Genomic DNA, 26616 nt, shown 5'->3' on the forward strand with positions numbered 1-26616 from the left:
TCAGGGATGTTTAAGGCTGTTGAGCGTCATCGAACCGATCAGCAATTCGCTGTGTTCGAGCTCGGCCAGCCCGGCGGTGCTGACCTTTTCCGGCGGGTAACCCGCACCGTGTTGCAGGTAGCTGAGCAGATTTCCCACCAGCGGATTGTGGCTGACCAACAGCACGTTGCTCACCGACACCAGTTGCTCGGCAACCCGGTCCGGATCAACTTCCGGGGTCAGCCACTCGACGGTGCGGATCTCCGGCTCGAAGCCGAGGGCTTCGCGTACCAGTTGCGCCGTCTGCTGCGCCCGCAGGTACGGGCTGGCGTAGATGGCGGTCAGCGGCTGGCCCATCAAACGGGCCGCGCTGCTCAACACTTCCTTGCGACCGTGGGCGGTCAGTTCTCGCTCGGAGTCGGGGCGCGAGCCATAGGGCTCGGCCTCACCATGACGCAATACCCAGAGTTTCATAGCTTGGGTTCCTCATCCCGGGCCGGATGCGGTGCCGGCGCGACAACGTGTGGCGCTTCACCTTCCGGAGTACGCGGCGTCGGCCAGTCGGCGAACGGCCAGGGTTTCTGGTCGCTGTGGAAGCTGCCGAAACGACCGATCTGCGCCAGAAACTGGCTCAGGCTGTCGCCGAAATTCATCAGGCTGGCGCTCGGGGCGCCATAGATCAAACGATAGATCAACTGCACCAGCACCACCGCGCCGAGGATGAACTGCGCTACCTGCCAGACCAGCACGTAGATGATCATCCACAACACCCGCAGGAGGATGGATTCATATTTGGCTTCGGTTTTCGGATCGTTCATGCCCTGCTCCCTGCTGAATCAGTTGAAACCACTGGTGGAAATAAAGTCGACGTCGGTTTTCGGCTCGCCTCTCATCAGAAGACCGATCACCTGCTCAAGCGTGCGCCCCTCGAACAGGATTGCATGCAGTCCGGCGACCAGTGGCATGTACACGCCGACATCCTGAGACTTGGCCTTGAGCACTTTCAAGGTGTTCACCCCTTCGGCCACCTCACCGAGGCGCGACACCGCTTCGTCGAGGCTCAAGCCCTGACCGAGGGCGAAACCGACCTGGTAGTTGCGGCTTTTCGGCGACGAGCAGGTGACGATCAGATCGCCGACCCCGGCCAGACCGAGGAAGGTCATCGGGTTGGCGCCCTGATTCACCGCAAACCGTGTCATTTCGGCCAGGGCGCGAGTGATCAGCATGCTCTTGGTGTTCTCGCCCATCTCCAGCGCCACTGCCATGCCGGCAATGATCGCGTAGACGTTTTTCAGTGCCCCGCCCAGCTCCACACCGAAACGGTCGGCGCTGGCGTAGACGCGGAAGGTGCGGCCATGCAACGCGGCCTGCACGGCTTTGCAGAGTTCTTCGTCTTCACTGGCGACCACGGTGGCGGTCAGCGCGTGTTCGGCGATTTCCCGCGCGAGGTTCGGCCCGGACAGTACGCCGATGCGCGCCTGCGGAGCGATCTCTTCGAGAATCTGGCTCATCAGTTTGAAGGTGTGGGCTTCGATGCCTTTGGTCAGGCTGACCAGCATCTTGCCGCTCAGGCGTTCGGCATGCGCCGCCAGTACCGTGCGCAGCGCGCTGGACGGCAACGCGACGAAACACAAATCGCAGGCGTCGAGGGTTTCCTGCAGGTCGGTGACCGCGGTCACGCCGGGCAGAATCTTGATGCCTTTGAGGTAACGCGGGTTCTCGCGATTGACCCGGATGGCCTCGGCCTGTTCGGGGTCACGCATCCACTGCCGGACTTGATGGCCGTTCTCGGCCAACAGATTGGCCACGGCGGTACCGAAACTTCCGCCTCCCAGGACCGCAATCGGGCGCTGTTCAGTCATATGTAATCCGTTAATCCATACCAGTGGCGATGCCGGCATTATACGGAGCGTCCCCTTCTCGGACAGCCCCGGCGTCAATTACCCGCACTTGTAGGAAGAAGACCAATAAAACCGAGGAAAATGCCTGCAACGTGACTGGAAAAGTCGTCGACCTCGGTTAACATGCGCGCCAATTCTTTGCTATCAAGGCTGCGTCGTGTTTTCTGGCCCCCCTTCCCCGCGTTCGTCCCTGCTGCTGGCGCTGCTGTTCAGCCCGGTGCTATTGGCGGACGACCTGTTTGTCGACAGTGAGGCCTTGCCGCAAATCCTGACCGCCACCCGTTTGAAACAGTCACCGGCGGAAGTCCCTGGCAGCATGACCGTGCTCGACAGCGAACTGATAGCCGCCAGCGGCGCCCGGGATATCAGCGAACTGCTGCGACTGGTGCCGGGGATGATGGTCGGCAACATCAGCGGCAATCAGGCAGTGGTGAATTATCACGGGACCAACGCCACTGAAGCCCGACGCATGCAGGTGCTGATCGACGGCCGCTCGGTGTACCGCGCCGGTCTCGCGACCGTGGACTGGAGCGACATCCCGGTGGCCATGGAAGACATCGAGCGCATCGAAGTCTTTCGCGGCCCGAACACCGTCAGCTACGGCGCCAACGCACTGATGGCGGTGGTCAACATCATCACTCGTAATCCGGCGGACAGCCATGGCACACGACTGAAGCTGACGCGCGGCCAGCGCGGCATCAACGACTTCTATGCCAGCCAGAGCACCGGCTGGAATGGCGGCGATCTGCGTCTGTCGCTGTCCGGCCAGGAAGACGACGGTTTTGACAGTGACCGCACCGGCGCCGATTACCGCGACAACCGCCGCTTGAACCGTTTCAGTCTCGCCGTCAGCCAGACGCTCAGCGACAACCAGAGCCTGGACTGGCAGATCAACGCCAAGGACGGGACCAATCAACGGCCGTATACCTACCGTCCGGTGTTCTCCGGGATTACCGCTGCCGGGAACAATTCCGACGTGATTGCCAAGGACTACGCCGGTTCGGTGCGCTGGAACCTGGACCTCAACCCGGATCACAGCCTTTATGTCCAAGGCTCGGCACAACATTGGGACCGTCAGCAGACCTGGCGCGCCTGTGACGCCGAAGTGTCGTTCAGCCCGCAACTGACGGAGCTGTGGCAACTCAACCCGAACTACACCGAACGCCTGGCCCGCAACATGACCCTGTTCACCGGCCCCGGCGCACCCGCCGGCACGCCGCAGGAAATGGCCCTGGCCAATCAGGTGCTGAACCAGTGGCGCAACGGCGCGCGCCAGACTCTGTGCGGCGACATCGACCAGAGTGCACGGGAATCGCGCTACGACCTCGAATTGCAGGACACCCTCAGCCTGTCCGATAGCCTGCGTCTGGTCAGCGGCCTGAACTATCGTTACGACCGGGCCGATTCCGAGACCTACTTCAACGGCACGCTGGACGACACAACCTGGCGCGCCTTCGGCCAACTCGAATGGCGCGCCAGCGAACACTGGCTGTTGCAGGGCGGCGCCATGTTCGAAGACACACAATTGATCGGCAGCTCGCTGACACCCCGGTTTGCGGTCAACTACCTATTCAACCCGCGCCACAGCCTGCGCGCGGTGTATTCGGAAGCCATCCGTTCGCCGGACATGTTCGAGAACAACGTCAACTGGAGTTATCAGGTGACCAACCTGCGGCCCGCCGCCTATGGCCAGTCTTCGGCCCGCTACTTCGTCAAGACCCGGGGCCCCGGCGATCTGGACCAGGAACACATGCGCTCGCGGGAACTGGGCTACAACGGCTTTTTCCCGGAGTGGGGCCTGGCGCTGGACGTGAAGCTGTTCTACGACGAAATCACCGGGATGATCAGCGAGCCGCTGCGCAACAATCAGTACATCGCCAGCAACGCCAACGATTCGCGATTTCGCGGCACCGAGACGCAAATCGACTGGCGCCTGAGTGCGGCCGACCGCCTGCGCCTGACCTACGCCTTCGTCGACGCCGAGGCGAGCAACCCGCTGGACCAGCAATTCACCGCGCGCAACAGCGGCTCGGCGGGCTGGCTGCGCGATTGGGGCCACGGCTGGAACAGCGCCCTCTTCTATTACGGTGACAACGCACTCAACGGTTACCGTTTCGAGCGGGTCGACACGCGCATCGCCAAACGCATCGCTCTGGGCAAGGCCCAACTGCAACTGGCCGGCGTGCTGCAACAACGGCTCGACCATGAGCCGACCACCTTCGTCGACAACAATTACGACGAACGCCGGGTGGTGTATTTCAGCGCCGAGCTGGAGTTCTAGATGCGCTACGCCATGTCACGGAAGATGCCAACGCTCGGCCAATGGCTGGCCGGGCTTTGTCTGTTCCTGACAGCGTGGCTGCATGGCGTGGCCGTGCAGGCGGCCGATATTCTGCTGACCGGCGCCGAGGAAAGCCCCGGCGTGCAGTCCTTCGTTCAGGCCCTGAGCGAACTGCGCCCGACCGACCGCGTACATTTCCAGCCGCTGGCCAGCCTGCCGGCGCCGGGCAAGTTGCCGTCGAGCCTGCGCCTGATCCTGCTCGATTTGCCGAGCCTCGACTGGCGCATGCAGGAAAGCCAGGGCCCGGCGACGCTGGTCCTGCGCATCAGCCGTTTGCAGGCCCGGCAACGCTTCGGCGACATGCAGCCACCCCACTTGAGCCTACTGTGGGCCGATCCGCCGCTGAGTCGTCAGTTGCAACTGATCCGCCGGATTCTGCCCCAGGCCGGGCGAGTCGGCGTGCTGTTCGATCAGCACAGCGAGTTCCTGCTCAAGGAGCTGCAATCAGCCGCCCAGCCGCTGAATCTGCAAATCGTCCCGCAACGCTGGGACAACACCCACGACAGCCGCCCCTTGCAGACGGTGCTGAAAAACAGCGATGTGCTGCTGGGCCTCGACGACCCCGACCTGTACAACCCGAAAACCGCAAAAAACCTTTTGCTCAGCAGTTACTCTCGGCAACTGGCGCTGATCGGGCCGAATGTCGCTTTCGTTCGCGCCGGCAGCCTGGCCAGTACCTATAGCGATCAGAACGACTGGCTGGCAGTCCTCGACGAATTGCTCGACCGGCCACCGGCCACCTGGCCGCGCACGCTCTATCCCGGGCGTTTTAAAGTCTCAAGTAATGCGCAGGTGGCTCGTTCACTAGGGATAGAACCGATGAATGAAGCGTCTGTCGCCGCAGAGCTGGCCGAAGGAGAGCGCCGCCCATGATTTTCCGCCGTTGGGACATCAACACCCGCACCCAGTTGATCAGCCTGGGCCCTGCGCTGTTGCTGACCTTGCTGCTGATCAGCTTTTTCACCTTCGTGCGCATTCAGGATTTGCGTCAGGAGCTGAACCACACCGGCCAACTGATCGCCAACCAGCTCGCACCGGCCACCGAATACGGGGTGATTTCCGGCAACAACGAAGTGCTGGAAAGCCTGCTCAAGGCCACGCTGGCCACGCCGAACGTGCGGTTTCTGGAAGTGCAGGACAGCGCCAACCGGATTCTGGCCTACGTCGAACAGCCGGCGGATGCGCACAACCGTCCGCATCAGGTCGAAGTGTTCCAGGCGCCGGTGCGGCTGCAACGCATCGCCCTGCACAACGATTTCTTTCAGGACGGCAAGAGCAGCCCCGGTGTGGCCAGCGAGGATTATCTGGGGCGGGTGATCGTCGGTCTGTCCAACGACGCCTTCAGTCAGCGCCAACAGGAGATCCTGCTCAAGGCCGGGATTCTGGCGCTGTTCGCCCTGCTCTTCACGTTTGTCCTGGCGCGGCGACTGGCCGGCAGCCTGTCGCAGCCGATTCGCGACATCGGCAATGCGGTCAAGGCGATTCAGGACGGTGACTACAAGACCCCGCTGCCGATTGTCGATGACACCGAGCTGGGCGCCCTGTCCCAGCACATCAACAATCTGGCCCAGGCGCTGGAACAGGCCAGCCGTGAACAACATCAGGCGATGGCGCAACTGATCCAGACCCGTGAAGAGGCGGAGAAGGCCAACAACGCCAAATCGGATTTCCTGGCGATGATGAGCCATGAACTGCGCACCCCGATGAACGGCGTGCTGGGCATGCTGCAATTGCTGGAAACCACCGACATGACCGAGGAGCAGGTCGAGTACGCGGCGCTGGCTTCCGAGTCCACCGAGCATCTGCTCAAGGTGATCAACGACATTCTGGATTTCTCGCGCATCGAGCGTTCGGAACTGGAGCTGGAGCACATTCCGTTCAACCTCGCCGAAGTGATCGGCGCCTGCGCCCAGTCGTTCCAGCACAGCGCGGCGCAACGCGGGCTGGCCTTGCAACTGCGGATCCCCGAAGACATGCGCGACTTGCAGGTACAGGGCGATCCGACGCGGATCCGGCAGATTCTGGTCAACCTGGTCGGCAATGCGCTGAAGTTCACCGAACAGGGGCGCGTCAGCATCGAGGCGCAGTGGCAGTCGCTGGATCACGAGTTGCTGTGGTTCACCTGCGCGGTGCGTGACAGTGGCATCGGTATTTCGCCGGAGAGCCTGGAGCTGATGTTCAACGCGTTCCAGCAGGCCGACAGTTCGATTTCCCGTCGTTATGGCGGCACAGGCCTGGGCCTGCCGATTGCCCGCACCCTCGCCGAGCGGATGGGCGGCACCTTGCGCGCTCAGAGCGAAGAAGGTCGCGGATCGGTATTCACCCTGGAAATACCACTGGCTCTATATAAGCAGGAATTGCCTGCACTGGCGGCACCGCGCACGCTGAACGGCGACGGTCACGGCGAGGGACGCAATGTGCTGCTGGTGGAGGACAATCCGGTCAACCAGACCGTGATCGAAGCGATGTTGCGCAGCCTGGGCTTTACCGTCAGCGTCGCCACCGATGGTGTGCAGGCGGTGCGCAGTGCCGGGGACAACCGGTTCGAGGCGATCCTGATGGATTGCCGCCTGCCGCTCATCGACGGTTACGAGGCGACCCGACAGATCCGCCGCCTGCCCGGCTGCGGCCATGTGCCAATCATCGCCCTGACCGCCAATGCGTTGCAGGGCGACCGGGAAAACTGCCTGTCGGCGGGCATGAACGATTACCTGGCCAAGCCATTCAAACGCAATGATCTGCAGCAGATTCTGCAGCGCTGGGTGCAGTAACGGGGCCCTTTCGAGCATCTGCGACTGGCGTGAAAAGCGAAAGTGCGGCAGTCTTAGGCACCCGAACGAGCCTCAAAAGGGGCTTGAATAAAAATTTCAGTGCACAAGTGTACATTCATGTCCTTGGTGCTGTGACTTTCACCACAACGCAATAGTCTATGAGTAGGCTGCCGGTACGAGGCATGAACGCGTCGATCGGCCGGGAAGATTTGCCCCACCTGCCGCATGGGATTATTGAGGAGCTCGCATGACCAAACAAAACGCCTTTACTCGGGAAGACCTGCTGCGCTGCAGTCGCGGTGAGCTGTTCGGCCCAGGTAACGCGCAACTGCCCGCCCCGAACATGCTGATGGTGGATCGCATCACCCTGATCAGCGAAGAAGGCGGCAAGTACGGCAAAGGTGAATTGGTCGCCGAGCTGGATATCAACCCTGACCTGTGGTTCTTCGCGTGCCACTTCGAAGGCGATCCGGTGATGCCGGGCTGCCTGGGTCTGGACGCCATGTGGCAACTGGTCGGCTTCTTCCTGGGCTGGCAAGGCCTGCCGGGCCGTGGCCGTGCGCTGGGTTCGGGCGAAGTGAAATTCTTCGGCCAGGTCCTGCCGACCGCCAAGAAAGTCACCTACAACATTCATATCAAACGCGTCCTCAAGGGCAAGCTGAACCTGGCCATCGCCGACGGTTCGGTGACTGTCGACGGTCGCGAAATCTACACCGCCGAAGGCCTTCGCGTCGGCGTGTTCACCTCCACTGACAACTTCTAAGGGTTATTCGCATGCGCCGCGTCGTTATCACTGGTCTGGGCATCGTTTCGTGCCTGGGCAATGACAAAGAGACCGTCTCCGCTAACCTGCGTGCAAGCCGCCCTGGCATCCGGTTCAACCCGGAATATGCCGAAATGGGTCTGCGTAGCCAGGTTTCCGGCTCCATCGACCTCAACCTTGAAGAGCTGATCGATCGCAAGATCTATCGCTTCGTCGGCCACGCAGCGGCTTACGCCTACCTGGCCATGAAAGACGCCATCGCCGACTCCGGTCTGACCGAAGAGCAGGTGTCCAACCCGCGTACCGGCCTGATCGCAGGTTCCGGCGGCGCGTCGACCCTGAACCAGATGGAAGCGCTGGACATCCTGCGCGAGAAAGGCGTCAAGCGCGTCGGCCCGTACCGTGTAACGCGGACCATGAGCAGCACCGTTTCGGCTTGCCTGGCCACGCCATTCAAGATCAAGGGCCTGAACTACTCCATCGCTTCTGCCTGCGCCACCAGTGCTCACTGCATCGGTACCGCCATGGAACAGATCCAGATGGGCAAGCAGGACATCGTGTTCGCCGGTGGCGGTGAAGAGGAGCACTGGAGCCAGTCGTTCCTGTTCGACGCAATGGGCGCTCTGTCCAGCAAGCGTAACGACACCCCGGAACAAGCCTCCCGCGCCTACGACGCCGACCGTGACGGTTTCGTCATCGCCGGCGGTGGCGGCATGGTCGTGGTCGAGGAGCTGGAACACGCTCTGGCCCGTGGCGCGAAGATCTACGCCGAAATCGTTGGCTACGGCGCGACCTCCGACGGCTACGACATGGTGGCTCCAAGCGGCGAAGGCGCAATCCGCTGCATGCAGCAGGCGCTGTCCACCGTCGACACCCCGATCGACTACCTGAACACCCACGGCACTTCGACTCCGGTCGGCGACGTCGCGGAAATGAAAGGTGTGCGTGAAGTGTTCGGTGACAAGGCCCCGGCCATCAGCTCCACCAAGAGCCTGTCGGGTCACTCCCTGGGCGCCGCCGGCGTTCACGAAGCGATCTACTGCATGCTGATGATGGAAGGCAACTTCATCGCCGGTTCCGCCAACATCGACGAACTGGACACTGAAGTGGCCGATCTGCCGGTGCTGACCAAGACCCGCGAGAACGCCACCATCAACACCGTGATGAGCAACAGCTTCGGCTTCGGTGGCACCAACGCCACCCTCGTGCTGAAGCGTTGGGAAGGCAAGTAATTCCCTTGCGCTGAGCCGCACATGAAAACGCCCCGACTGGTTCGGGGCGTTTTTTTTTGCCAGCCATAAACACAACCTCCTGTGGGAGCGGGCTTGCTCGCGAAAGCGGTGGGTCAGTCGACAAAAATGTTGAGTGTTAAATCGCATTCGCGAGCAAGCCCGCTCCCACAGGGTCGGTGAATTGATTGAAAATCGCCGTCAGGAACATGAAGCTTTTGTCATGGAACTCAATGCCCTGCGACTGAATGTCGCGGATTCAGGGGGCTCCAGCGCTGTTGCAGATTTCGCAAGAATACATTGCACAAATCGGGCGTTTACTTAGCAGGCTAACAAATTCTATAAAAGAGTCCTGCACACGCCTTGCTGCAGATAACAGAGATTGGAGCTAGCAGATGACTGTAAAAGTAACTGAACGCGACGATTCACACATGTCCCATGAAGGCGTAGCCGCCGGCGTACGGATCTGGGATGTGCATCAACAAGACTTGCTGGTCGGCATGTTCCACAACGAGATCGACGCCCACAACTACAAGGCCGAACTGGAACTGCAAGAACGCCAGCGGGATCTGAAGTCCGCCTGAGTCAAAACCACAGCATTGAAAACGACAAACCCCGCCATGAGCGGGGTTTGTCGTTATTGGGTGCTTCAGGGCCATTTCGCAGCCCGGCAAAAACCCGCTTACCACATCAGATCATCAGGGATCACATAAGCCGCGTACGGATCGTCCTCGGCATTGACCTCTTCGACCTTCTCGTTGAGCTGCACGATGCGCTGAGGATCGCGCTCCTGAATCTTCAGGGCCGCCTCACGAGGAATCACTTCATAGCCGCCGGCATGGTGCACGATCGCCAGCGAACCGCTGCTGAGCTTGTTGCGCATCAGCGTGTTGACGGAGATGCGCTTGACCTTCTTGTCGTCGACGAAGTTGTAGTAGTCCTCGGTCGTCAGCTTCGGCAGACGCGAGACTTCGATCAACTGCTTGACCTGGGCGGCGCGGGCTTTGGCCTCGGCCTTCTCCTGCTGCTGACGGTTCAGCTCCTGGTCGCGCTTGACCTTCTCGGCCTGGGCTTCCTGGGCAGCACGCTGCTGGGAGTCATCCAGTTCGATCTGGCCCTTGTGGGCCAGACGCTGTTGTTTCTGCTTGTCTTTGCTGACCTGTTTGGCCTGCTTTTGGTTGACCAGCCCTGCTTTGAGCAACTGGTCGCGAAGGGAAAGGCTCATTGATGCTTACTCACTTAGGCAACGGCTCAGCCGCAGCTGGGCAAATTCTTTTCCTGACGTTTGGCTTCGCCCCACAGGGCGTCCAACTCTTCGAGGGTGCAATCTTCCATGGGGCGGTGGGTGTCGCGCAATGCCTGTTCGATAAAACGGAAACGTCGTTCGAACTTGCCGTTGGCGCCACGCAGTGCAGTTTCCGGATCGACCTTCAGATGCCGGGCCAGATTGACCACGGAAAACAGCAGGTCGCCAATTTCGTCGGCCACCGCTTGCGGGTCATTTTCGGACATGGCTTCGAGCACTTCATCGAGCTCTTCGCGGACCTTGTCCAGCACCGGCAACGCATCTGGCCAGTCGAAACCGACCTGACCTGCGCGCTTCTGCAACTTGGCCGAGCGGGACAACGCCGGCAACGCGGCCGGCACATCGTCGAGCAGTGACAGTTGCTGCGGCTCGGCGGATTTCTCGGCGCGCTCTTCGGCCTTGATCTCCTCCCAGCGCTGCTTGACCTGCTCTTCGTTCAGACGCGGTACATCCAGCGGCGCATACAGATCGCCGGTGGGGAATACGTGCGGATGGCGACGAATCAGCTTGCGGGTGATGCTGTCGACCACCCCGGCGAATTCGAACCGCCCTTCTTCCCGCGCCAGCTGGCTGTAATACACCACCTGAAACAGCAGATCGCCCAGCTCGCCTTGCAAGTGGTCGAAGTCGCCGCGCTCGATGGCGTCGGCGACTTCGTAGGCCTCTTCAAGGGTGTGCGGGACGATGGTCGCGTAAGTCTGCTTGATGTCCCACGGGCAACCGTACTGCGGGTCGCGCAGACGGTTCATCAGGTGCAACAGGTCTTCAAGGCTGTAGATCGGTTTCATGGAGTCCGGTTACGCCGCGTTTCGATGATGTTCGGCAACTGGGAAATCCGCCCCAGCAACCGCCCCAGCGCGTCCAGACCCGGAATCTCGATGGTCAGGGACATCAGCGCGGTGTTGTCCTCCTTGTTCGAGCGGGTGTTGACCGCCAGCACGTTGATCCGCTCGTTGAGCAGCACCTGCGAGACGTCACGCAACAGACCGGAACGGTCGTAGGCACGGATGACGATGTCCACCGGATAGGTGAGCACCGGCACCGGGCCCCAGCTGACCTGGATGATACGCTCCGGCTCGCGCCCGGCCAGTTGCAGCACCGAGGCGCAGTCCTGACGGTGAATGCTCACGCCACGGCCTTGAGTGATGTAACCGACGATCGCATCGCCCGGCAACGGCTGGCAGCAGCCGGCCATCTGGGTCATCAGGTTGCCGACGCCCTGGATCTGAATGTCGCCGCGCTTGCCCGGTTTGTAGCCGGTCGCCTTGCGCGGAATCAGTTCCAGCTGTTCGTTGCCGCGCTCCGGCTCGACCAGTTGCTGCGCCAGATTCACCAGTTGCGCCAGACGCAGGTCGCCGGCCCCGAGGGCGGCGAACATGTCTTCGGCGGTTTTCATGTTGGCCTTGTCGGCCAGCTTGTCGAAATCCACCGCCGGCAGGCCGAGGCGATTGAGTTCGCGCTCGAGCAGGGTTTTGCCAGCCGCGACGTTCTGATCGCGTGCCTGCAGCTTGAACCAGTGCACGATCTTCGCCCGCGCCCGCGACGTGGTGACGTAGCCGAGGTTCGGGTTCAGCCAGTCACGGCTCGGGGTGCCGTGCTTGCTGGTGATGATCTCGACCTGCTCGCCGGTCTGCAGGCTGTAGTTGAGCGGAACGATACGCCCGTTGATCTTCGCGCCACGGCAGTTGTGCCCGATCTCGGTGTGCACGCGGTAGGCGAAGTCCAGCGGCGTCGCGCCCTTCGGCAAGTCGATGGCGTGACCGTCCGGGGTGAAGATATAGACCCGGTCCGGCTCGATATCGACCCGCAGCTGTTCGGCCAGACCACCGATGTCGCCCAGCTCTTCGTGCCACTCGAGGACCTGACGCAGCCAGGAGATTTTCTCTTCGTAGTGGTTCGAGCCGGACTTGACGTCGGTGCCCTTGTAGCGCCAGTGCGCGCAGACACCGAGCTCGGCTTCTTCGTGCATCGAATGGGTCCGGATCTGGACTTCCAGCACCTTGCCTTCCGGACCGATCACCGCCGTGTGCAGCGAGCGGTAGCCGTTCTCTTTCGGGTTGGCGATGTAGTCGTCGAACTCTTTCGGGATGTGTCGCCACAGGGTGTGGACGATGCCGAGCGCGGTATAACAGTCGCGCATTTCCGGCACCAGCACGCGCACCGCACGCACGTCGTAGATCTGGCTGAATTCCAGACCCTTGCGCTGCATTTTGCGCCAGATCGAATAGATGTGTTTGGCCCGGCCGCTGATGTCGGCCTCGACGCCGGTGGCCTGCAATTCGTCCTTGAGCTGGGTCATCACGTCGGCGATGAAACGCTCGCGGTCCAGCCGCCGCTCGTGCAGCAGCTTGGCGATCTGTTTGTATTGATCGGGTTCCAGATAACGGAAGGACAAGTCCTCCAGTTCCCATTTGATATGACCGATGCCGAGTCGATGCGCGAGCGGCGCATAGATATCGAACACTTCCCGGGCGACCCGGTTACGTTTTTCGTCGTCGGCGGTTTTCACCGCGCGGATCGCGCAGGTACGTTCGGCGAGTTTGATCAGCGCGACACGCACGTCGTCGACCATCGCCACCAGCATCTTGCGCAGGTTTTCCACCTGGCCCTGGGTGCCGAGGACCATCGACTGGCGAGGGCTGAGGCTGGCACTGATCGCCGCCATGCGCAGCACGCCGTCGATCAGCTTGGCGACCACCGGGCCGAAGCGCTGGCTGACCGCCGCAAGTTCGATCTGGCCTTCGCGCACGCCGCGATAGAGAACCGCAGCCACCAGCGAATCCTGATCGAGCTTGAGGTCGGCGAGGATCTCGGCGATCTCGAGGCCCGTGCTGAAACTGCCGCTGCCTTCGGACCAGAGATTCTTCGCCGCATTGGACTGTTGCTCGGCCTGGCGAGCGTACTCGCAGGCCTCTTTCAAGGCTTCGCGATCCAGTGCCAGATCGACACTGACCGCATGATCGAGCCAAGCCTCGAGATTGATACTGCCGTCAGTGTTGATCGGCTGGTGTGCTCTCACCTGTACCATCTTGCTTTACCTTCCCTACGACGCAGATTCAATGCGTCAAATCACTGACCTTCAATGCCCGTTCGCGCTCGCGGGGCCAATGCGAGCGCTACGGACGACCAGTCGGATCAGACGAGCCATCCTGGCTCGCTTCAAATAACGCCATGGCCTCGACATGTGCCGTCTGAGGAAACATATCGAGAATCCCGGCACGTTTTAACCGGTAGCCCTGCTTGATCAATTCGACCGTATCGCGCGCCAGAGTTGCAGGGTTGCACGACACGTACACCAACCGCTCGGCGCCCAGGGTCGCCAGCTTGCGCACCACCTCGAAAGCACCGTCGCGCGGTGGGTCCAAGAGTACCGCAGAAAAGCCGTTTCCGATCCACTGGGCATCGGTCAAAGGCTGGGATAAATCGGCCTGAAAAAACTTTGTGTTATGCAAATTGTTGCTAGCGGCATTTGCCGCCGCGCGATCGACCATGGTCTGCACGCCTTCGACCGCCACCACTTCACGCGCAGCTTTCGCCAGCGGCAGGGCAAAATTGCCCAAACCGCAAAACAGGTCGAGCACGCGCTCATCGCCTGTCGGTTTCAACCAGTCCAGCGCCTGGGCGACCATGGCCTCGTTGACTCCGGCGTTGACCTGGATGAAATCCCCCGGCCGGTAGGCCAGTTGCAGATCCCATTGTTCCAGGCGATAGCCGAGCGACTGCGCATCATCCACCGGCTGCGGTTCGCCTTCGCCATGCAGCCAGAGCTGCGCTTCATGGAACGCGCAGAAATCCTTGAGGATCGTCAGGTCGGCCTCGGACAGCGGCGCCATGTGACGCAGCAGAACGGCGAGTGACGAGCCACTGAACAATTCGACATGCCCCAGCGCCTGAGGTTTGCTCAGGCGACGAAGCATCTCCGGCAAGCGGGTCATGATCGGCTGCAAGGGCTGTACCAGCACCGGGCATTCGCTGATCGCGACGATGTCCTGGCTGCCGGCGGCGCGGAAACCGACTTCAAGCTTTTTGGCCTTGCTGTCCCAGCGCACGGCGATCCGGGCGCGGCGACGATAACCGAATTCGGGACCGGTCAACGGCGCTGCCCACTCCTCGGGTTCGGCACCGGCGACTCGCGACAACTGCTCGGCAAGCATGCGCTGTTTCAGGGCAAGCTGTTCGTTGTGGGGCAGATGCTGAACGCTGCAACCGCCGCAGCGGCCGGCGTGCTGGCAAGGTGCGGGACGACGCAATTCACTGGCGGTGAACACGCGCTCGGTGCGCGCCTCGACCACTTTGCCGTGGGCGCCAAGCACCCGCGCTTCGACCTCTTCACCGGCGAGGGCGCCGAGGACGAACCAGGTCTTGCCTTCAAAAAACGCGATGCCGCGACCGTCATTGGCCAGGCGCTCGATGCTCAAGCGCTGCTTTTTGCCGGTCGGGATTTGCGGGGCCTTGCTGCCGCCGGTGGGCTGGAAGCGCAGGCCTCTCTCGTGCTTGGCCATCAGTTGGGCGCGTCGAAAATGCCGGTCGACAGGTAACGGTCGCCACGGTCGCAGATGATCGCGACGATCACCGCGTTTTCAACTTCTTTGGACAGGCGCAGCATCGCTGCCACCGCACCGCCCGAGGACACGCCACAGAAGATGCCTTCTTCGCGGGCCAGACGCCGGGTGACGTCTTCGGCTTCGCTTTGCGCCATGTCGACTATACGATCGACGCGCTCGGCCTGATAGATCTTCGGCAGGTATTCCTGCGGCCAGCGGCGGATGCCGGGAATGGCCGAGCCTTCCATCGGTTGCAGGCCGACGATCTGCACGTTGTCGTTCTGCTCCTTGAGGTAGCGCGACACGCCCATGATGGTGCCGGTGGTGCCCATGGAGCTGACGAAATGGGTAATGGAGCCCTGGGTCTGACGCCAGATTTCCGGGCCGGTGGTGGTGTAGTGCGCTTCAGGATTGTCGCCGTTGGCGAACTGATCCAGCACCTTGCCACGGCCTTCGGCTTCCATCCGCTGGGCGAGATCGCGAGCGCCTTCCATGCCCTCTTCCTGGCTGACCAGAATCAGCTCCGCGCCGTACGCGGTCATCGCCGCTTTACGCTCGGCACTGGAGTTGTCCGGCATGATCAGGATCATCTTGTAACCCTTGATCGCGGCGGCCATCGCCAGGGCGATCCCGGTATTGCCCGAGGTGGCTTCGATCAGCGTATCGCCTTCGTGGATCTGCCCGCGCAACTCGGCACGGGTGATCATCGACAGCGCCGGACGATCCTTGACCGAACCCGCCGGGTTGTTCCCTTCGAGCTTGAGCAAAAGGGTGTTGCTGGTGACACCGGGCAGGCGCTGCAAACGCACCAGCGGCGTGTTGCCGACGCAATCGGCGATGGTTGGGTACTGCAAGGTCATGGCGTTTTTCGCAATCCGGACAGCGGGGGCGCCTATCATACCGGCAAACCTGCGCAGGCCATATCACGCAAAGTGTGGTGCTTATGGTTTCTTGGAATAAGCAATAAAAGTCTCACCAGTGGTGCGACTTTTAGATTCTGTGGTGATGCAAATGGCCTCATCGCTGGCAAGCCAGCTCCCACAAGGAAAAGTGCCGTTCATAAATAGTCTCACCACTGGTGAGACTTTTGTGGTGTTCACACAATCTGCGGGCGAGTCATGTCCACGGTGGGAGCTGGCTTGCCAGCGAAGGAATCGGGAGCGACAGCACTGTCATCCGCCACCAACCGCAGATTCAAGCGCAATCCCGATGGCCCATTCTCGGCCCACAGGGCTCCGCCCTGGCGTTGCACCGCGTTCCTCGCGATGCTCAGTCCCAGACCAAATCCACCGTCCCCCGGCCGCGAGCCGTCGAGGCGGATGAAGGGCGAGAAGATCCGCTCAAGATCCGCTTCGTCCACGCCGCCGCCCTCGTCCTCCAGCCACAGGTGCCAGTAATCGCCATCCCGTCGACCATCGAGCCGCACGATGCCGCCCGGTGGCGAATGGCGAATGGCGTTGCGCAGAATGTTTTCCAGGGCCTGGGCCAGGGTGTTGAGATTGCCGCGTACCCAGCAGGAAGCTTCAACACCGCACTGCAACTGCCCGACCGGGCAGCAGCTTTCGTAGCAGGCGTTTTCCGTGAGCATTTCCCACAGCGCCTGAATCTGGATCGCTTCATCCGGCAACGGTGCGCGCTCGGTGTCGAGCCAGGCCAGTTGCAGGGTGTCTTCCACCAGCCGCTGCATCACGTCGACTTCGCGACCGATGCGCTCGCGCAACGGTTGCAGCTGCTGCTCGCTTTCGCTGGCGACCCGCAACCGGCTCAGGGGCGTGCGCAGTTCGTGGGACAGGTCGCGCAGCAGTTGCTGTTGCAGGGCCACGGTGGATTGCAGGCGTTCGGACATCGAGTCGAAGGCGCGGGCCAGTTCACCGAGTTCATCGGGGCGCTGGGTGATGCCGCTCGACAGCCGCACATTCAGTTGATCGACGCGCCACGCATTGGCCTGCTCGCGCAGATTGTTCAGCGGCACCACCAGCAGGCGATACAGGCCGACGCACAGCAGCAGGGTGAACAGGCCGGGAATCACACCGTTGGTGATGACCCGCCAGAACACCCGGTATTTTCCCGGCAGGAATCGCTCGGGCAACTCGATGACCAGACTGCCGGCAGTCGGGTCAGTGGGGAACGGTACCCGCAGCCACGGTCGGCCCTTTTTGTGAATCGGCCAGTCAAGGCCTCGCAGGAAGGTCAGGTGCTGAAGCTCCTGAGCGCTGAACGGTTGACTGCCCAGCGACTGAAGGTTGCCGCCGATCACGCCGACCCAGCCGGCCTCGCGCAGCTCCATGCTTCGCAGCCAGCTATCGATGCCATCGCGTTCGCCCTGCTGCCACGCGCGCTCGGCCTCGGCGGCATAACGGCTCAGAGTGCGACGGGCGTCATCGGAGAGGAACTGATTGCGCTGTTCCATGTACCGGCCCCAGGACCAGCTCAGCCAGATCATCAGCAGACAGAACGCCACCAGCAGGCAGGCGAGTTTCCAGAACAGCGAGTGCCGGCCCGGCAGGTCAGACACTTTCATCGACGGCACTCAGGACGTAACCCTTGCCCCACACCGTGCGCACTTCCCGCTCGGTGTAGCCGACCGACTTGAGTTTGCGGCGGATCTGGCTGATGTGCATGTCGAGGCTGCGGTCGTGGGCCGCATAACCGCGCTGAAGAACGTGCTGATAAAGGAAGGCCTTGCTCAGAACTTCCTCGTCGTTGCGGTTGAGGGTTTCCAGCAGGCGGTATTCGCTGCGGGTCAGGCCGGCGGGCTGGTCGAGATAGAACACCTCGCACTGCTCGTCGTCGAAACGCAGCCTGCCGACCGGCACCACCGGGGTGACGGCAGCCGGGCGACGGTCGAGGGCGACACGGCGCAGGATCGCTTCGATCCGCACATGCAGCTCGGCCATGCTGAAGGGTTTGGGCAGATAGTCGTCGGCGCCGAGGCGGAAGCCGCTGATGCGGTCGGCTTCGGCACCGAGGGCTGACATCAGCAGCACTGGGGTGGAATGGCTCTGACGCAGTTGGGTCAGGACGTTCAATCCGTCGAGCCCCGGCAACAGAATGTCCATCAACACCACGTCGAACGGCTGGCGTCGGGCGATGCTCAGGCCTTCGCTGCCGTTCTGGCACCAGGTGACCTGGAAGCCGCTGCGGCCCAGTTGTTCATGGACATAGGCACCGAGGACAGGATCGTCCTCGATGGAAAGAATGCGGGGTTGGCCAATAGAGACAGGAGTCATGACTATCTGCAAATAATTCTCAGTTGGGCGATTATTCAAGATTGCCCGGCGCCCGGCAACCCAAGCTTGACCTGTCGGACAGATGACCGCTCCCCAAGCGAAGGACGACGACATCATTTTTCCCAAGATTGCCCGCAAGCAAATCGCTACACTGCGCCGATACCGCGTGCCGGACGCACGTGTGAGTCAACGATCAGCGGGATGCAGGAGAAAGGCGTGCTCAAGAAACTGGGAATCAAAGGTCGCGTATTGTTGCTGACCCTGTTGCCGACCAGCCTGATGGCGCTGGTGCTGGGCGGGTATTTCACCTGGACGCAGCAGTCCGACCTGCAGACCCAACTGATGCAGCGCGGCGAAATGATCGCCGAGCAACTGGCTCCGCTGGTGGCACCGGCCATGGGCCACGGCGATGCCGAACTGCTCGAGCGCATCGCCACCCAGTCCCTCGAACAACCGGACGTGCGCGCCGTGACCTTCCTCGCGCCCGACCGCACTCCCCTCGCCCACGCCGGCCCGACCATGCTCAATCAGGCGCCGAGCGGCGACAGCGCGCACTTGCTGCGACGCAGTGGCAACGATGCCACCCGCTATCTGCTGCCGGTCTTCGGCAAACACCGCAACCTCGCTGGCGAGCTGATCCCGCAAGAGTCCGACCGCCTGCTTGGCTGGGTCGAACTGGAGCTGTCGCACAACGGTATGCTGTTGCGCGGCTATCGAAGCCTGTTCGCCAGCCTGCTGCTGATCGGCGCGGGCCTGGCCGGCGCCGCGTTGCTGGCCTTGCGCATGGGCCGCACGATCAACCGCCCGCTGAGCCAGATCAAGCAGGCCGTCGCGCAGCTCAAGGACGGTCACCTGGAAACCCGCCTGCCACCATTGGGCAGTCAGGAACTGGATGAACTGGCGTCCGGCATCAACCGCATGGCCGGCACCTTGCAAAACGCTCGCGAAGAATTGCAGCACAGCGTCGACCAGGCCACCGAAGACGTGCGCCAGAACCTGGAAACCATCGAGATCCAGAACATCGAGCTGGACCTGGCCCGCAAGGAAGCGCTGGAAGCGAGCCGGATCAAATCCGAATTCCTCGCCAACATGAGCCACGAAATCCGCACGCCGCTCAACGGCATTCTCGGCTTCACCCACCTGTTGCAGAAAAGCGAGCTGACCCCGCGCCAGCTCGACTATCTGGGCACCATCGAAAAGTCCGCCGACAGCCTGCTGGGGATCATCAACGAGATTCTCGATTTCTCGAAAATCGAGGCCGGCAAACTGGTGCTCGACCATATTCCGTTCAACCTGCGCGACCTGTTGCAGGACACCCTGACCATCCTCGCCCCTGCCGCCCACGCCAAGCAGCTGGAACTGGTGAGTCTGGTGTACCGCGACACGCCGCTGTCGCTGGTGGGCGATCCGCTGCGGCTAAAGCAGATCCTGACCAACCTTGTGAGCAACGCGATCAAGTTCACCCGTGAGGGCACCATCGTCGCCCGCGCCATGCTCGAAGAAGAAAACGACGACAGCGTGCAGTTGCGTATCAGCATTCAGGACACCGGCATCGGCCTGTCGAACCAGGATGTGCGCGCGTTGTTCCAGGCGTTCAGCCAGGCTGACAACTCGCTTTCACGCCAGCCCGGCGGCACCGGTCTGGGGCTGGTGATTTCCAAGCGTCTGATCGAACAGATGGGCGGTGAAATCGGCGTCGACAGCACGCCGGGCGAAGGTTCGGAATTCTGGATCAGCCTGAACCTGCCCAAGACCCGCGACGACGCCGAAGACCTGCCCTCTGCGCCATTGCTCGGGCGTCGGGTGGCGGTATTGGAAAATCACGAACTGGCGCGTCAGGCCCTGCAGCATCAACTGGAGGACTGCGGCCTCGACGTCACGCCGTTCAATACGTTGGAAAGCTTGACCAATGGCGTCACCGGCGCCCATCAGACCGATCAGGCCATCGATCTGGCGGTGCTCGGCATCACCAGCAACGACATGCCGCCGGAACGCCTCAACCAGCACATCTGGGACCTTGAGCACCTCGGTTGCCGGGTGCTGGTGTTGTGCCCGACCACCGAACTGACGCTGTATCACCTGTCGGTGCCCAACCCTCACAGTCAGCTGCAATCGAAACCGGCCTGCACCCGCAAACTGCGTCGGGCGTTGTCGGACATGGTCAACCCGCGCCAGCCCCGCAGCGAACCGGGCGAACCGTTGTCGAGCCGTGCGCCGAAAGTACTGTGCGTCGACGACAACCCGGCCAACCTGTTGCTGGTGCAGACGCTGCTCGAAGACATGGGCGCCAAGGTGCTGGCCGTGGAAAGTGGTTACGCCGCGGTCAAGGCAGTGCAGAACGAAACCTTCGATCTGGTGCTGATGGACGTGCAGATGCCCGGCATGGACGGACGCCAGAGCACCGAGACGATTCGCCAATGGGAAAGCGAGCGGCATTGCACGCCGCTGCCGATCGTCGCGCTCACCGCCCACGCCATGGCCAATGAAAAACGCGCGCTGCTGCAAAGCGGCATGGACGACTACCTGACCAAGCCGATCAGCGAGCGGCAACTGGCGCAGGTGGTGCTGAAGTGGACGGGCCTGGCGTTGCGCAATCAGGCGCCGGACCGTGGCGGCGAAAGTCTGCTGGGCAATCAGGAGCTGCCGATACTCGATCACGAAGAAGGTTTGCGCCTGGCCGCCGGCAAGGCGGATCTTGCGGCCGACATGCTGGCGATGCTGCTGGCGTCCCTCGAGGCCGACCGCGAAGCCATTCGCACCGCCCGCGACAATCAGGATCAGAACGGTCTGCTGGAGCGGGTGCACCGCCTGCATGGCGCCACGCGTTACTGCGGTGTGCCGCAATTGCGCGCTGCCTGCCAGCGCAGCGAAACCCTGCTCAAGCAGCAGGATCCCAAGGCCTCGACCGCGCTGGACGAGCTGGAACGGGCGATCAATCGTCTGGCAGCCCAGGCGAAGATCAGCGCCTGATCCACGGCAATGCCGGTCAACGCCGACGCGGCTAAAGTTGTCGCGGGTGATTTGCGCCCGCGTCGATGTTCCAGGAGGATTTCATGCGCACGATCGTTTTCAGCAGCCAGACCTACGACCGCGACAGCTTCCTCGCCGCCGATTGCCCGGCCGGGATCGAACTGCACTTTCAGCCAGCCCGGCTCAGCCTCGATACCGCAGCGCTGGCCGAACATCACGAGGTGGTCTGCGCGTTCATCAACGATGATCTGAGCGCCCCGGTGCTGGAACGTCTGGCCGCCGGTGGCACACGCCTGATCGCCTTGCGTTCGGCCGGCTACAACCATGTGGATCTGGCCGTCGCCAAACGTCTGGGGCTGGCCGTCGTGCGTGTACCGGCCTACTCGCCTCACGCGGTGGCCGAGCATGCGGTGGCATTGATCCTCGCCCTCAACCGACGCTTGCACCGTGCCTACAACCGCACCCGTGAAGGCGATTTCAGCCTGCACGGACTCACCGGTTTCGATCTGGTGGGCAAGACGGTCTGCATTGTCGGCACCGGGCAGATCGGTGCGACCTTCGCGAAAATCATGCACGGTTTCGGCTGTGAATTGCTGGCCTACGACCCCTACCCGAATCCCGCCGTCGAAGCATTGGGCGCGCACTACCTGAGCCTGCCGGATCTATTGGCGCAGTCGCGGATCATCAGCCTGCACTGCCCGCTCAACGAACAGAGCAGACACCTGATCAACCGCGACTCGCTGGCGCACATGCAACCGGGGGCGATGCTGATCAACACCGGGCGCGGCGGTCTGGTGGACACGCCGGCGCTGATCGACGCCCTGAAGGACGGCCAGCTCGGTTATCTGGGACTGGATGTGTATGAAGAGGAAGCGCAGCTGTTCTTCGAGGACCGTTCCGACCTGCCGCTACAGGACGACGTGCTGGCGCGGCTGTTGACGTTCCCGAATGTGATCGTCACCGCGCATCAGGCGTTTCTGACCCATGAGGCGCTGGGCGCGATTGCCGCGACCACCTTGCACAACATCGCGACCTGGGCGGCGGGTAAGCCGCAGAACCAGGTCGAAGGCTGAGTGATAGGACTCAGACCGGAGGCGGCGTCGGGGTAATCGCCACGCACAGGATCAACAGCGCCAGCCAGCCGAACCCCAGTAAACGTTGCTTGAGGGAGTGCCCGCTGCGCAGCAGGAACCAGACGAACACCAGCGGCATCAGAAACGCCATGATCTTCAGCCAGCCTTCCACCGGGCGCGAACCGTCCGGGTTCAGCACCGGCTCGACAGGCTGTGAACGACGACGTCGCCCCGCCGCGGCCGGCATGATCTTCGGCCGCTCGGGAGCCGGCGGCGGAACGAAGGCCTCGGGCACTGCCTTGTTACGCGGCAGACTGCCAAAGGAAATCGTCGACGTGCCCTTTTCGGCATGAGGAGCCTGCGCCTCTGCCAGCGGAGCCCCGCAATGAATGCACGCCGTGGCTTCGGAGCTGATGCTCCGCTTGCATTCATAACATTCGATCAGCGCCATGTTCCGTTCCTTGAAAATGAAGGCGGCAGTTTGCCACGACTGCGGTGTCGATTTGAACCGGATCGAAGGTCGCACGCGCGCATCATTCTGCAATCAAGCCCGTGCTAGCATGTCGCGCATATTTGGAGGACCCATGGTCGAACACGATTTCCGCTACACCCTGATGAACCCGCAACACACCCTCACCGAATGCCGCGCCCTGGTTCCGGGCCGTTATCAGGTCACCGGCAACGGTGGCTCGATCCGCATCGGCGACGTGCTGGTCGTGACCCTCAAAGGCAGCAAGGACTTGTCCATGCGCCTGACCGTCGACACCGTCCGCCACCTGATCAACCCGCCGGGTCAATGGACTGCCATGACCACCGGCCCGGTGTTCGGTGAACTGGCGATCCACACCTGGCAGGTCAACTGCGACAGCTGCGCCAAGGAGCTGAGCTTCGAATTCGCGGTGGACGCCAAGCTGGGCAAGCCTGCGGAAAAACCGGCCGCCACTGCACGCATCGCCGAGTTGGGCTGGAAAGCCGTCGGCGACAAGCACCTGTGCCCGAAATGCCAGGAGCCGGCGTGATGAAACACCTGGCCCTGACCGCCGCTGTCGGCGCCGGCCTGATGGGTTGCGCCGCGGAGCCTGTGCAACTGCAACAGAACCGCAGCTACATTCTGGAATGGATCGGCGAGCGTCCGCTGATGGACTACAGCCACCTGACCGTGACCCTCGGCGATGATGGCCGGGCTTATGGCAATGGCGGCTGCAACCATTGGTTCGCGCCGTACACCCTGGAAGGCGACAAGCTGAGCTTCGGCAAGATCGGCAAGACCCGAAAACTCTGCGCACCAGCGCTGATGGAGCAGGAGCAACGCTTCCTCCAGGCCTTGGAGCACGTAGAGCGCTGGGACATCTCGCCGATCGAGCAGATGCGCTTCTGGCCGGTTGAAGGCAAGCCGTTGCGCTGGTGGCTGGAAGAAGGCTGATCCTCTAGATCGCCAAGCCCCTCACCCTAACCCTCCCGAAACGTCGGACCGCCCAAAGGGAGAGGGGACTGATTGGGGGATATTCCAGAAATACACCGAAATGACCCTACCCGGATGAATCCACAATCGACTTGATTCTGCTTCGTCGAATCCATAATCGACCGTTTCTTTCAGGTCGACGTATGGCGCCAGACATCTCGGTCGGCTCCCTCTCCCTCCGGGCGGTCCGACGTTTCGGGAGGGCTGGGGTGAGGGATGCTTTTTAGCGGCAACTCAATTTGTCGCCTGCAACGCCTCAAGCTTCGCCATCACTCCCGCCGCCGTCTGCTCGCCCATCAACTGTTCCCGCACCTTGCCCTTGTTGTCGATGATGTAAGTCACCGGCAAGGCTTCACTGCGCGGCAGTTCGAACAGTTCCGACGGATCCTGCGCCAGCACGGTGAACTTGATGCCCAGTTTTTCGCTGGCGCTTTTGAGCTCTTCACCCTGCACGTTGTCGAAATTGACCCCGAACACGCCGATCTTCTTGCCCTTGAGCTCTTCAGCCAGATGATTGAGCTCCGGGATTTCCGTGCGGCACGGGCCGCACCATTCGGCCCAGTAGTTGAGCACGACCCATTGTTTGTCGAGGCGCTCGGACGCCACTTTCTGCCCGTTCTGGTCGATCCCGTAGTCGTTCCCGCAGCCCCCCAGCATCAACGCCCCGATGATCGTCAATGCCGCTGCCAGTGCCCGTGTCATGTCGTGTTCCTTGTGAAAAATTGAATGCGCCTGCGACCCATCGCCTCCCAAGGTTCTGGATTGCGCGCTGCACAGTTAGAATAGCCGCCACTCTACGCAAGAAGCGACCCGCCCATGACCGATCTGACGCTTTATCACAACCCGCGCTGCTCGAAATCCCGCGGTGCGCTCGAACTGCTCGAAGCCCGTGGCCTGACGCCGAACGTGGTGCGCTACCTCGAAACCCCGTTGGACGCCGCGCAGATCAAGGCCTTGCTCGGCAAGCTGGGCATCAGCGCACGGCAACTGCTGCGCACCGGCGAAGACGAATACAAGACCCTGAACCTGGCCGATGCCAGTCTCACCGAGAAACAATTGATCGACGCGATCGCCGCACATCCGAAGCTGATGGAGCGACCGATTCTCGAAGCCGGCGACAAAGCCGTTATCGGCCGTCCACCGGAGCAGATCCTGGAGCTGCTGCCGTGAGTGCGCCGTACATTCTGGTTCTGTATTACAGCCGCAGCGGCTCGACCAACGAGATGGCCCGGCAGATTGCCCGTGGCGTCGAGCAGGCCGGCCTCGAAGCGCGCCTGCGCACCGTGCCGGCGATCTCCACCGAGTGCGAAGCCGTGGCGCCGGACATTCCGGATGAAGGCGCGCTGTATGCCACTTTGGATGACCTGAAGAACTGCGCCGGCCTGGCCCTCGGCAGCCCGACCCGTTTCGGCAACATGGCCGCGCCGCTCAAGTACTTTCTCGATGGCACCAGCAACCTGTGGCTGACCGGCGCGCTGGTCGGCAAACCGGCCGGGGTGTTTACGTCCACCGCCAGCCTGCATGGCGGCCAGGAAACCACGCTACTGTCGATGATGCTGCCACTGCTGCACCACGGCATGCTGATCACCGGCCTGCCTTACAGCGAGTCGGCGCTGCTGGAAACCCAGGGCGGCGGCACGCCGTACGGCGCCAGTCATCACGCCGGGGCCGACGGCAAAAGCGGTCTCGATCAACACGAAGTGGCGCTGTGCCGCGCCCTCGGTGCACGTCTGGCCAAAACGGCCCAGAAACTGGGGAACTGAGATGGCCAGAAAGCCGAAAGTCCTGCCCGCCGTCGAGTGGCTGGAGCCACGGGTGCGGGCGATGCGGGTGATCAGTCTGCTGTGCTTTTTCGGCCTGGCCGGACTGCTCGCCGCGTATTACCTGGTGTTCGCCGACCTGCACGGCGCGCGGCCGTGGGTGATTCTGCTGATCGAGCTGATCCCGTGGATCGTGCTCGCACCGGGCATGATCATGGGCAGCGCACGCGGGCATTCGTGGATGTGCTTTGTGGTGAATCTGTATTTCATCAAGGGCGCACTGGCGGCGTATGACCCGAGCCGGCAGCTGTTTGGCGTGCTGGAGATGATCGCCAGTCTGGCGGTGTTCTGCTCGGCGTTGCTGTATGTGCGGTGGCGGTATCAGTTGAATCGCAAACTGGCGGGCGAAGGCGAGATTTCCGTCGCCTGACAGACCGCTATCGCTGGCAAGCCAGCTCCCACAGGTTCCGGGATCGTTCCCACGTTTTGCGCGGGAACGATCACTCAGTCTCAATGGTTGACGGTATACGCCAGCATCATCGAGATCTGGCTCATCGGCCGTCCACCGCTCTCTTCATGCCACTGGTTGAACGCATTCTGCACCGTCGCCAGATCCCGCAGACTGCTCGGCACCTTGTCGACGATCTTCTGCGCATTCAACGCCGCGACCACGTCGTAGCTCGGCACGAACGTATCCTTGCCGACCATCCGCAAGAACCGTGGCGCCGACAGCCCGCCCAACTGATGGCCGTGCTTTTTCAGGTAGGTCCACAAACCGACGATGTCGGTCACCGGCCAGTCGGCGAGCAACGCGCCGAAACTGCCCTTCTCTTTCTCGACGTCCAGAATGAACTGCGCATTGCGCGGCACACTCTTGAGCTTGCCCAGGTGACGGATGATCCGCGCATCCTGCATGAGCCGCTCAAGGTGTTCGGCGCTCATCAGCACGACTTTTTCCGGGTCGAACTTGAAGAACACTTCTTCGAACGCTGGCCACTTGGCGTCCACCAGACTGTGCTTGAGCCCGGCACGAAACACCCGCAGAGCCATGGTCGAGAGGTAACGGTCGTCGCTGATCTTGCGCAGTTGCGCCGGGGTCTTGGGAACGGGCAGATGGGCTTCCAGTTCAGCCGCCGAACCGAAGCGGTTCAGACAGTATTCTTGCAGCCACTTGTAGTCGCGCATGCCCTCTCCTTTTGTATGAAACGAAAAACCAATGTGGGAGCCAGCCTGCTGGCGATAGCGCAGTGTCAGTCACCCATGTCGGGGCTGGCACACCGCAATCGC

General features: G+C 62.0%; 26 protein-coding genes. 13 read left to right on the plus strand and 13 right to left on the minus strand.

The genetic code is table 11. The annotated features are described in order from the left end of the window. From sixA to QR290_RS22040, 3 genes are read right to left on the minus strand one after another with little or no spacing between them, the layout of a single operon-like run. Entirely contained in the window at positions 1 to 453 is a 453-nt protein-coding gene (gene sixA / locus QR290_RS22030) for a phosphohistidine phosphatase SixA (RefSeq protein WP_007957806.1), read from the minus strand. Further along, positions 450 to 797, minus strand: coding sequence for a DUF4389 domain-containing protein (locus QR290_RS22035; protein ID WP_115078878.1), 348 nt, complete (start codon positions 795 to 797; stop codon positions 450 to 452). The genes sixA and QR290_RS22035 overlap by 4 nt, the downstream gene beginning before the upstream one ends. Before the next feature lie 18 nt (positions 798 to 815). Beyond that, entirely contained in the window at positions 816 to 1841 is a 1026-nt protein-coding gene (locus tag QR290_RS22040) for an NAD(P)H-dependent glycerol-3-phosphate dehydrogenase (protein ID WP_007957803.1), read from the minus strand. Between the two features lie 196 nt (positions 1842 to 2037). Between QR290_RS22040 and QR290_RS22045 the strand changes: the two genes are divergently transcribed. The 6 genes from QR290_RS22045 (at position 2038) to QR290_RS22070 (ending at position 9568) form a co-directional block, all read left to right on the plus strand. After that, positions 2038 to 4161: a TonB-dependent receptor plug domain-containing protein gene (locus tag QR290_RS22045; protein ID WP_115078880.1), complete on the plus strand. Its 2124-nt coding sequence runs from the start codon at positions 2038 to 2040 to the stop codon at positions 4159 to 4161. Continuing rightward, positions 4162 to 5094: an ABC transporter substrate-binding protein gene (locus QR290_RS22050; RefSeq protein WP_115078881.1), complete on the plus strand. Its 933-nt coding sequence runs from the start codon at positions 4162 to 4164 to the stop codon at positions 5092 to 5094. After that, positions 5091 to 6992 carry an ATP-binding protein gene (locus QR290_RS22055; protein WP_115078882.1) on the plus strand — a complete coding sequence of 634 codons (1902 nt, stop codon included), beginning with the start codon at positions 5091 to 5093 and terminating at the stop codon, positions 6990 to 6992. Before QR290_RS22050 ends, QR290_RS22055 begins: the two co-directional genes overlap by 4 nt. 247 nt (positions 6993 to 7239) lie before the next feature. Beyond that, complete coding sequence (fabA, locus tag QR290_RS22060; RefSeq protein ID WP_003227150.1) at positions 7240 to 7755, plus strand: 3-hydroxyacyl-[acyl-carrier-protein] dehydratase FabA; 516 nt, start codon at positions 7240 to 7242, stop codon at positions 7753 to 7755. Between the two features lie 11 nt (positions 7756 to 7766). Then, positions 7767 to 8987 carry a beta-ketoacyl-ACP synthase I gene (fabB, locus tag QR290_RS22065; protein ID WP_289203613.1) on the plus strand — a complete coding sequence of 407 codons (1221 nt, stop codon included), beginning with the start codon at positions 7767 to 7769 and terminating at the stop codon, positions 8985 to 8987. Positions 8988 to 9379: 392 nt separating this feature from the next. Beyond that, a complete protein-coding gene (locus QR290_RS22070) occupies positions 9380 to 9568 on the plus strand; it encodes a hypothetical protein (RefSeq protein ID WP_007957795.1) in 189 nt (62 codons plus the stop codon). A 98-nt stretch (positions 9569 to 9666) separates the two neighbouring features. On the opposite strand, the gene QR290_RS22075 is transcribed toward QR290_RS22070, so the two are convergent. The 7 genes from QR290_RS22075 to QR290_RS22105 form a co-directional block, all read right to left on the minus strand. Next, complete coding sequence (locus QR290_RS22075) at positions 9667 to 10209, minus strand: DUF2058 domain-containing protein (protein ID WP_007957793.1); 543 nt, start codon at positions 10207 to 10209, stop codon at positions 9667 to 9669. A 26-nt stretch (positions 10210 to 10235) separates the two neighbouring features. Next, the gene (gene mazG, locus QR290_RS22080; protein ID WP_115079987.1) at positions 10236 to 11069 is read right to left on the minus strand and encodes a nucleoside triphosphate pyrophosphohydrolase; all 834 of its coding nucleotides are present in this window, start codon (positions 11067 to 11069) and stop codon (positions 10236 to 10238) included. A 5-nt stretch (positions 11070 to 11074) separates the two neighbouring features. Beyond that, the gene (relA, locus tag QR290_RS22085; protein WP_007957789.1) at positions 11075 to 13318 is read right to left on the minus strand and encodes a GTP diphosphokinase; all 2244 of its coding nucleotides are present in this window, start codon (positions 13316 to 13318) and stop codon (positions 11075 to 11077) included. Positions 13319 to 13406: 88 nt separating this feature from the next. Beyond that, positions 13407 to 14792 (minus strand): 23S rRNA (uracil(1939)-C(5))-methyltransferase RlmD, encoded by a 1386-nt coding sequence (gene rlmD / locus QR290_RS22090; protein WP_289203614.1) that lies wholly within the window; start codon positions 14790 to 14792, stop codon positions 13407 to 13409. After that, positions 14792 to 15694, minus strand: coding sequence for a cysteine synthase CysM (gene cysM, locus QR290_RS22095; RefSeq protein ID WP_045121847.1), 903 nt, complete (start codon positions 15692 to 15694; stop codon positions 14792 to 14794). The genes rlmD and cysM overlap by 1 nt, the downstream gene beginning before the upstream one ends. 236 nt (positions 15695 to 15930) lie before the next feature. Then, positions 15931 to 17355 (minus strand): sensor histidine kinase, encoded by a 1425-nt coding sequence (locus QR290_RS22100; RefSeq protein ID WP_289203615.1) that lies wholly within the window; start codon positions 17353 to 17355, stop codon positions 15931 to 15933. After that, positions 17342 to 18064, minus strand: coding sequence for a response regulator transcription factor (locus QR290_RS22105; protein WP_289203616.1), 723 nt, complete (start codon positions 18062 to 18064; stop codon positions 17342 to 17344). The genes QR290_RS22100 and QR290_RS22105 overlap by 14 nt, the downstream gene beginning before the upstream one ends. 216 nt (positions 18065 to 18280) lie before the next feature. Between QR290_RS22105 and QR290_RS22110 the strand changes: the two genes are divergently transcribed. Beyond that, positions 18281 to 21034: a response regulator gene (locus tag QR290_RS22110; protein WP_115079988.1), complete on the plus strand. Its 2754-nt coding sequence runs from the start codon at positions 18281 to 18283 to the stop codon at positions 21032 to 21034. Positions 21035 to 21117: 83 nt separating this feature from the next. Further along, positions 21118 to 22107 carry a 2-hydroxyacid dehydrogenase gene (locus QR290_RS22115; RefSeq protein ID WP_289203617.1) on the plus strand — a complete coding sequence of 330 codons (990 nt, stop codon included), beginning with the start codon at positions 21118 to 21120 and terminating at the stop codon, positions 22105 to 22107. A 10-nt stretch (positions 22108 to 22117) separates the two neighbouring features. Here QR290_RS22115 and QR290_RS22120 read toward each other — a convergent pair whose 3' ends face one another. Beyond that, positions 22118 to 22558, minus strand: a complete 441-nt coding sequence (locus QR290_RS22120) for a hypothetical protein (protein ID WP_115078887.1) — start codon at positions 22556 to 22558, stop codon at positions 22118 to 22120. A 133-nt stretch (positions 22559 to 22691) separates the two neighbouring features. Here QR290_RS22120 and QR290_RS22125 point away from each other — a divergent pair, with 133 nt between their 5' ends. Both QR290_RS22125 and QR290_RS22130 read left to right on the plus strand, forming a co-directional pair. Then, positions 22692 to 23126: a hypothetical protein gene (locus tag QR290_RS22125; RefSeq protein WP_007957770.1), complete on the plus strand. Its 435-nt coding sequence runs from the start codon at positions 22692 to 22694 to the stop codon at positions 23124 to 23126. After that, positions 23126 to 23530, plus strand: a complete 405-nt coding sequence (locus QR290_RS22130; protein ID WP_289203618.1) for an META domain-containing protein — start codon at positions 23126 to 23128, stop codon at positions 23528 to 23530. Before QR290_RS22125 ends, QR290_RS22130 begins: the two co-directional genes overlap by 1 nt. Positions 23531 to 23803: 273 nt before the next feature. On the opposite strand, the gene QR290_RS22135 is transcribed toward QR290_RS22130, so the two are convergent. Further along, positions 23804 to 24271, minus strand: coding sequence for a TlpA disulfide reductase family protein (locus tag QR290_RS22135; RefSeq protein WP_085610707.1), 468 nt, complete (start codon positions 24269 to 24271; stop codon positions 23804 to 23806). A 114-nt stretch (positions 24272 to 24385) separates the two neighbouring features. Here QR290_RS22135 and arsC point away from each other — a divergent pair, with 114 nt between their 5' ends. From arsC to QR290_RS22150, 3 genes are read left to right on the plus strand one after another with little or no spacing between them, the layout of a single operon-like run. Then, complete coding sequence (gene arsC / locus QR290_RS22140) at positions 24386 to 24739, plus strand: arsenate reductase (glutaredoxin) (RefSeq protein ID WP_115078888.1); 354 nt, start codon at positions 24386 to 24388, stop codon at positions 24737 to 24739. Then, entirely contained in the window at positions 24736 to 25332 is a 597-nt protein-coding gene (wrbA, locus tag QR290_RS22145) for an NAD(P)H:quinone oxidoreductase (RefSeq protein ID WP_007957765.1), read from the plus strand. Before arsC ends, wrbA begins: the two co-directional genes overlap by 4 nt. 1 nt (position 25333) lies before the next feature. Continuing rightward, positions 25334 to 25759 carry a DUF2069 domain-containing protein gene (locus QR290_RS22150; RefSeq protein ID WP_039772886.1) on the plus strand — a complete coding sequence of 142 codons (426 nt, stop codon included), beginning with the start codon at positions 25334 to 25336 and terminating at the stop codon, positions 25757 to 25759. A gap of 80 nt (positions 25760 to 25839) precedes the next feature. Here QR290_RS22150 and QR290_RS22155 read toward each other — a convergent pair whose 3' ends face one another. Continuing rightward, on the minus strand, positions 25840 to 26514 hold the full coding sequence (locus QR290_RS22155) for a DNA-3-methyladenine glycosylase I (protein WP_115078889.1): 675 nt from the start codon (positions 26512 to 26514) through the stop codon (positions 25840 to 25842). Positions 26515 to 26616: the final 102 nt, after the last annotated feature.

The organism is Pseudomonas fluorescens, assembly GCF_030344995.1.
GTDB lineage: Bacteria > Pseudomonadota > Gammaproteobacteria > Pseudomonadales > Pseudomonadaceae > Aquipseudomonas > Aquipseudomonas fluorescens_BF.

Coding starts and splice junctions, on each gene's coding strand:
- sixA (WP_007957806.1), bottom strand. CDS start 453: ATGAAACTCTGGGTATTGCGTCATGGTGAGGCCGAGCCCTATGGCTCG.
- QR290_RS22035 (WP_115078878.1), bottom strand. CDS start 797: ATGAACGATCCGAAAACCGAAGCCAAATATGAATCCATCCTCCTGCGG.
- QR290_RS22040 (WP_007957803.1), bottom strand. CDS start 1,841: ATGACTGAACAGCGCCCGATTGCGGTCCTGGGAGGCGGAAGTTTCGGT.
- QR290_RS22050 (WP_115078881.1), top strand. CDS start 4,162: ATGCGCTACGCCATGTCACGGAAGATGCCAACGCTCGGCCAATGGCTG.
- QR290_RS22055 (WP_115078882.1), top strand. CDS start 5,091: ATGATTTTCCGCCGTTGGGACATCAACACCCGCACCCAGTTGATCAGC.
- fabA (WP_003227150.1), top strand. CDS start 7,240: ATGACCAAACAAAACGCCTTTACTCGGGAAGACCTGCTGCGCTGCAGT.
- fabB (WP_289203613.1), top strand. CDS start 7,767: ATGCGCCGCGTCGTTATCACTGGTCTGGGCATCGTTTCGTGCCTGGGC.
- QR290_RS22070 (WP_007957795.1), top strand. CDS start 9,380: ATGACTGTAAAAGTAACTGAACGCGACGATTCACACATGTCCCATGAA.
- QR290_RS22075 (WP_007957793.1), bottom strand. CDS start 10,209: ATGAGCCTTTCCCTTCGCGACCAGTTGCTCAAAGCAGGGCTGGTCAAC.
- relA (WP_007957789.1), bottom strand. CDS start 13,318: ATGGTACAGGTGAGAGCACACCAGCCGATCAACACTGACGGCAGTATC.
- rlmD (WP_289203614.1), bottom strand. CDS start 14,792: ATGGCCAAGCACGAGAGAGGCCTGCGCTTCCAGCCCACCGGCGGCAGC.
- cysM (WP_045121847.1), bottom strand. CDS start 15,694: ATGACCTTGCAGTACCCAACCATCGCCGATTGCGTCGGCAACACGCCG.
- QR290_RS22100 (WP_289203615.1), bottom strand. CDS start 17,355: ATGAAAGTGTCTGACCTGCCGGGCCGGCACTCGCTGTTCTGGAAACTC.
- QR290_RS22105 (WP_289203616.1), bottom strand. CDS start 18,064: ATGACTCCTGTCTCTATTGGCCAACCCCGCATTCTTTCCATCGAGGAC.
- QR290_RS22115 (WP_289203617.1), top strand. CDS start 21,118: ATGCGCACGATCGTTTTCAGCAGCCAGACCTACGACCGCGACAGCTTC.
- QR290_RS22120 (WP_115078887.1), bottom strand. CDS start 22,558: ATGGCGCTGATCGAATGTTATGAATGCAAGCGGAGCATCAGCTCCGAA.
- QR290_RS22125 (WP_007957770.1), top strand. CDS start 22,692: ATGGTCGAACACGATTTCCGCTACACCCTGATGAACCCGCAACACACC.
- QR290_RS22130 (WP_289203618.1), top strand. CDS start 23,126: ATGAAACACCTGGCCCTGACCGCCGCTGTCGGCGCCGGCCTGATGGGT.
- QR290_RS22135 (WP_085610707.1), bottom strand. CDS start 24,271: ATGACACGGGCACTGGCAGCGGCATTGACGATCATCGGGGCGTTGATG.
- arsC (WP_115078888.1), top strand. CDS start 24,386: ATGACCGATCTGACGCTTTATCACAACCCGCGCTGCTCGAAATCCCGC.
- QR290_RS22150 (WP_039772886.1), top strand. CDS start 25,334: ATGGCCAGAAAGCCGAAAGTCCTGCCCGCCGTCGAGTGGCTGGAGCCA.
- QR290_RS22155 (WP_115078889.1), bottom strand. CDS start 26,514: ATGCGCGACTACAAGTGGCTGCAAGAATACTGTCTGAACCGCTTCGGT.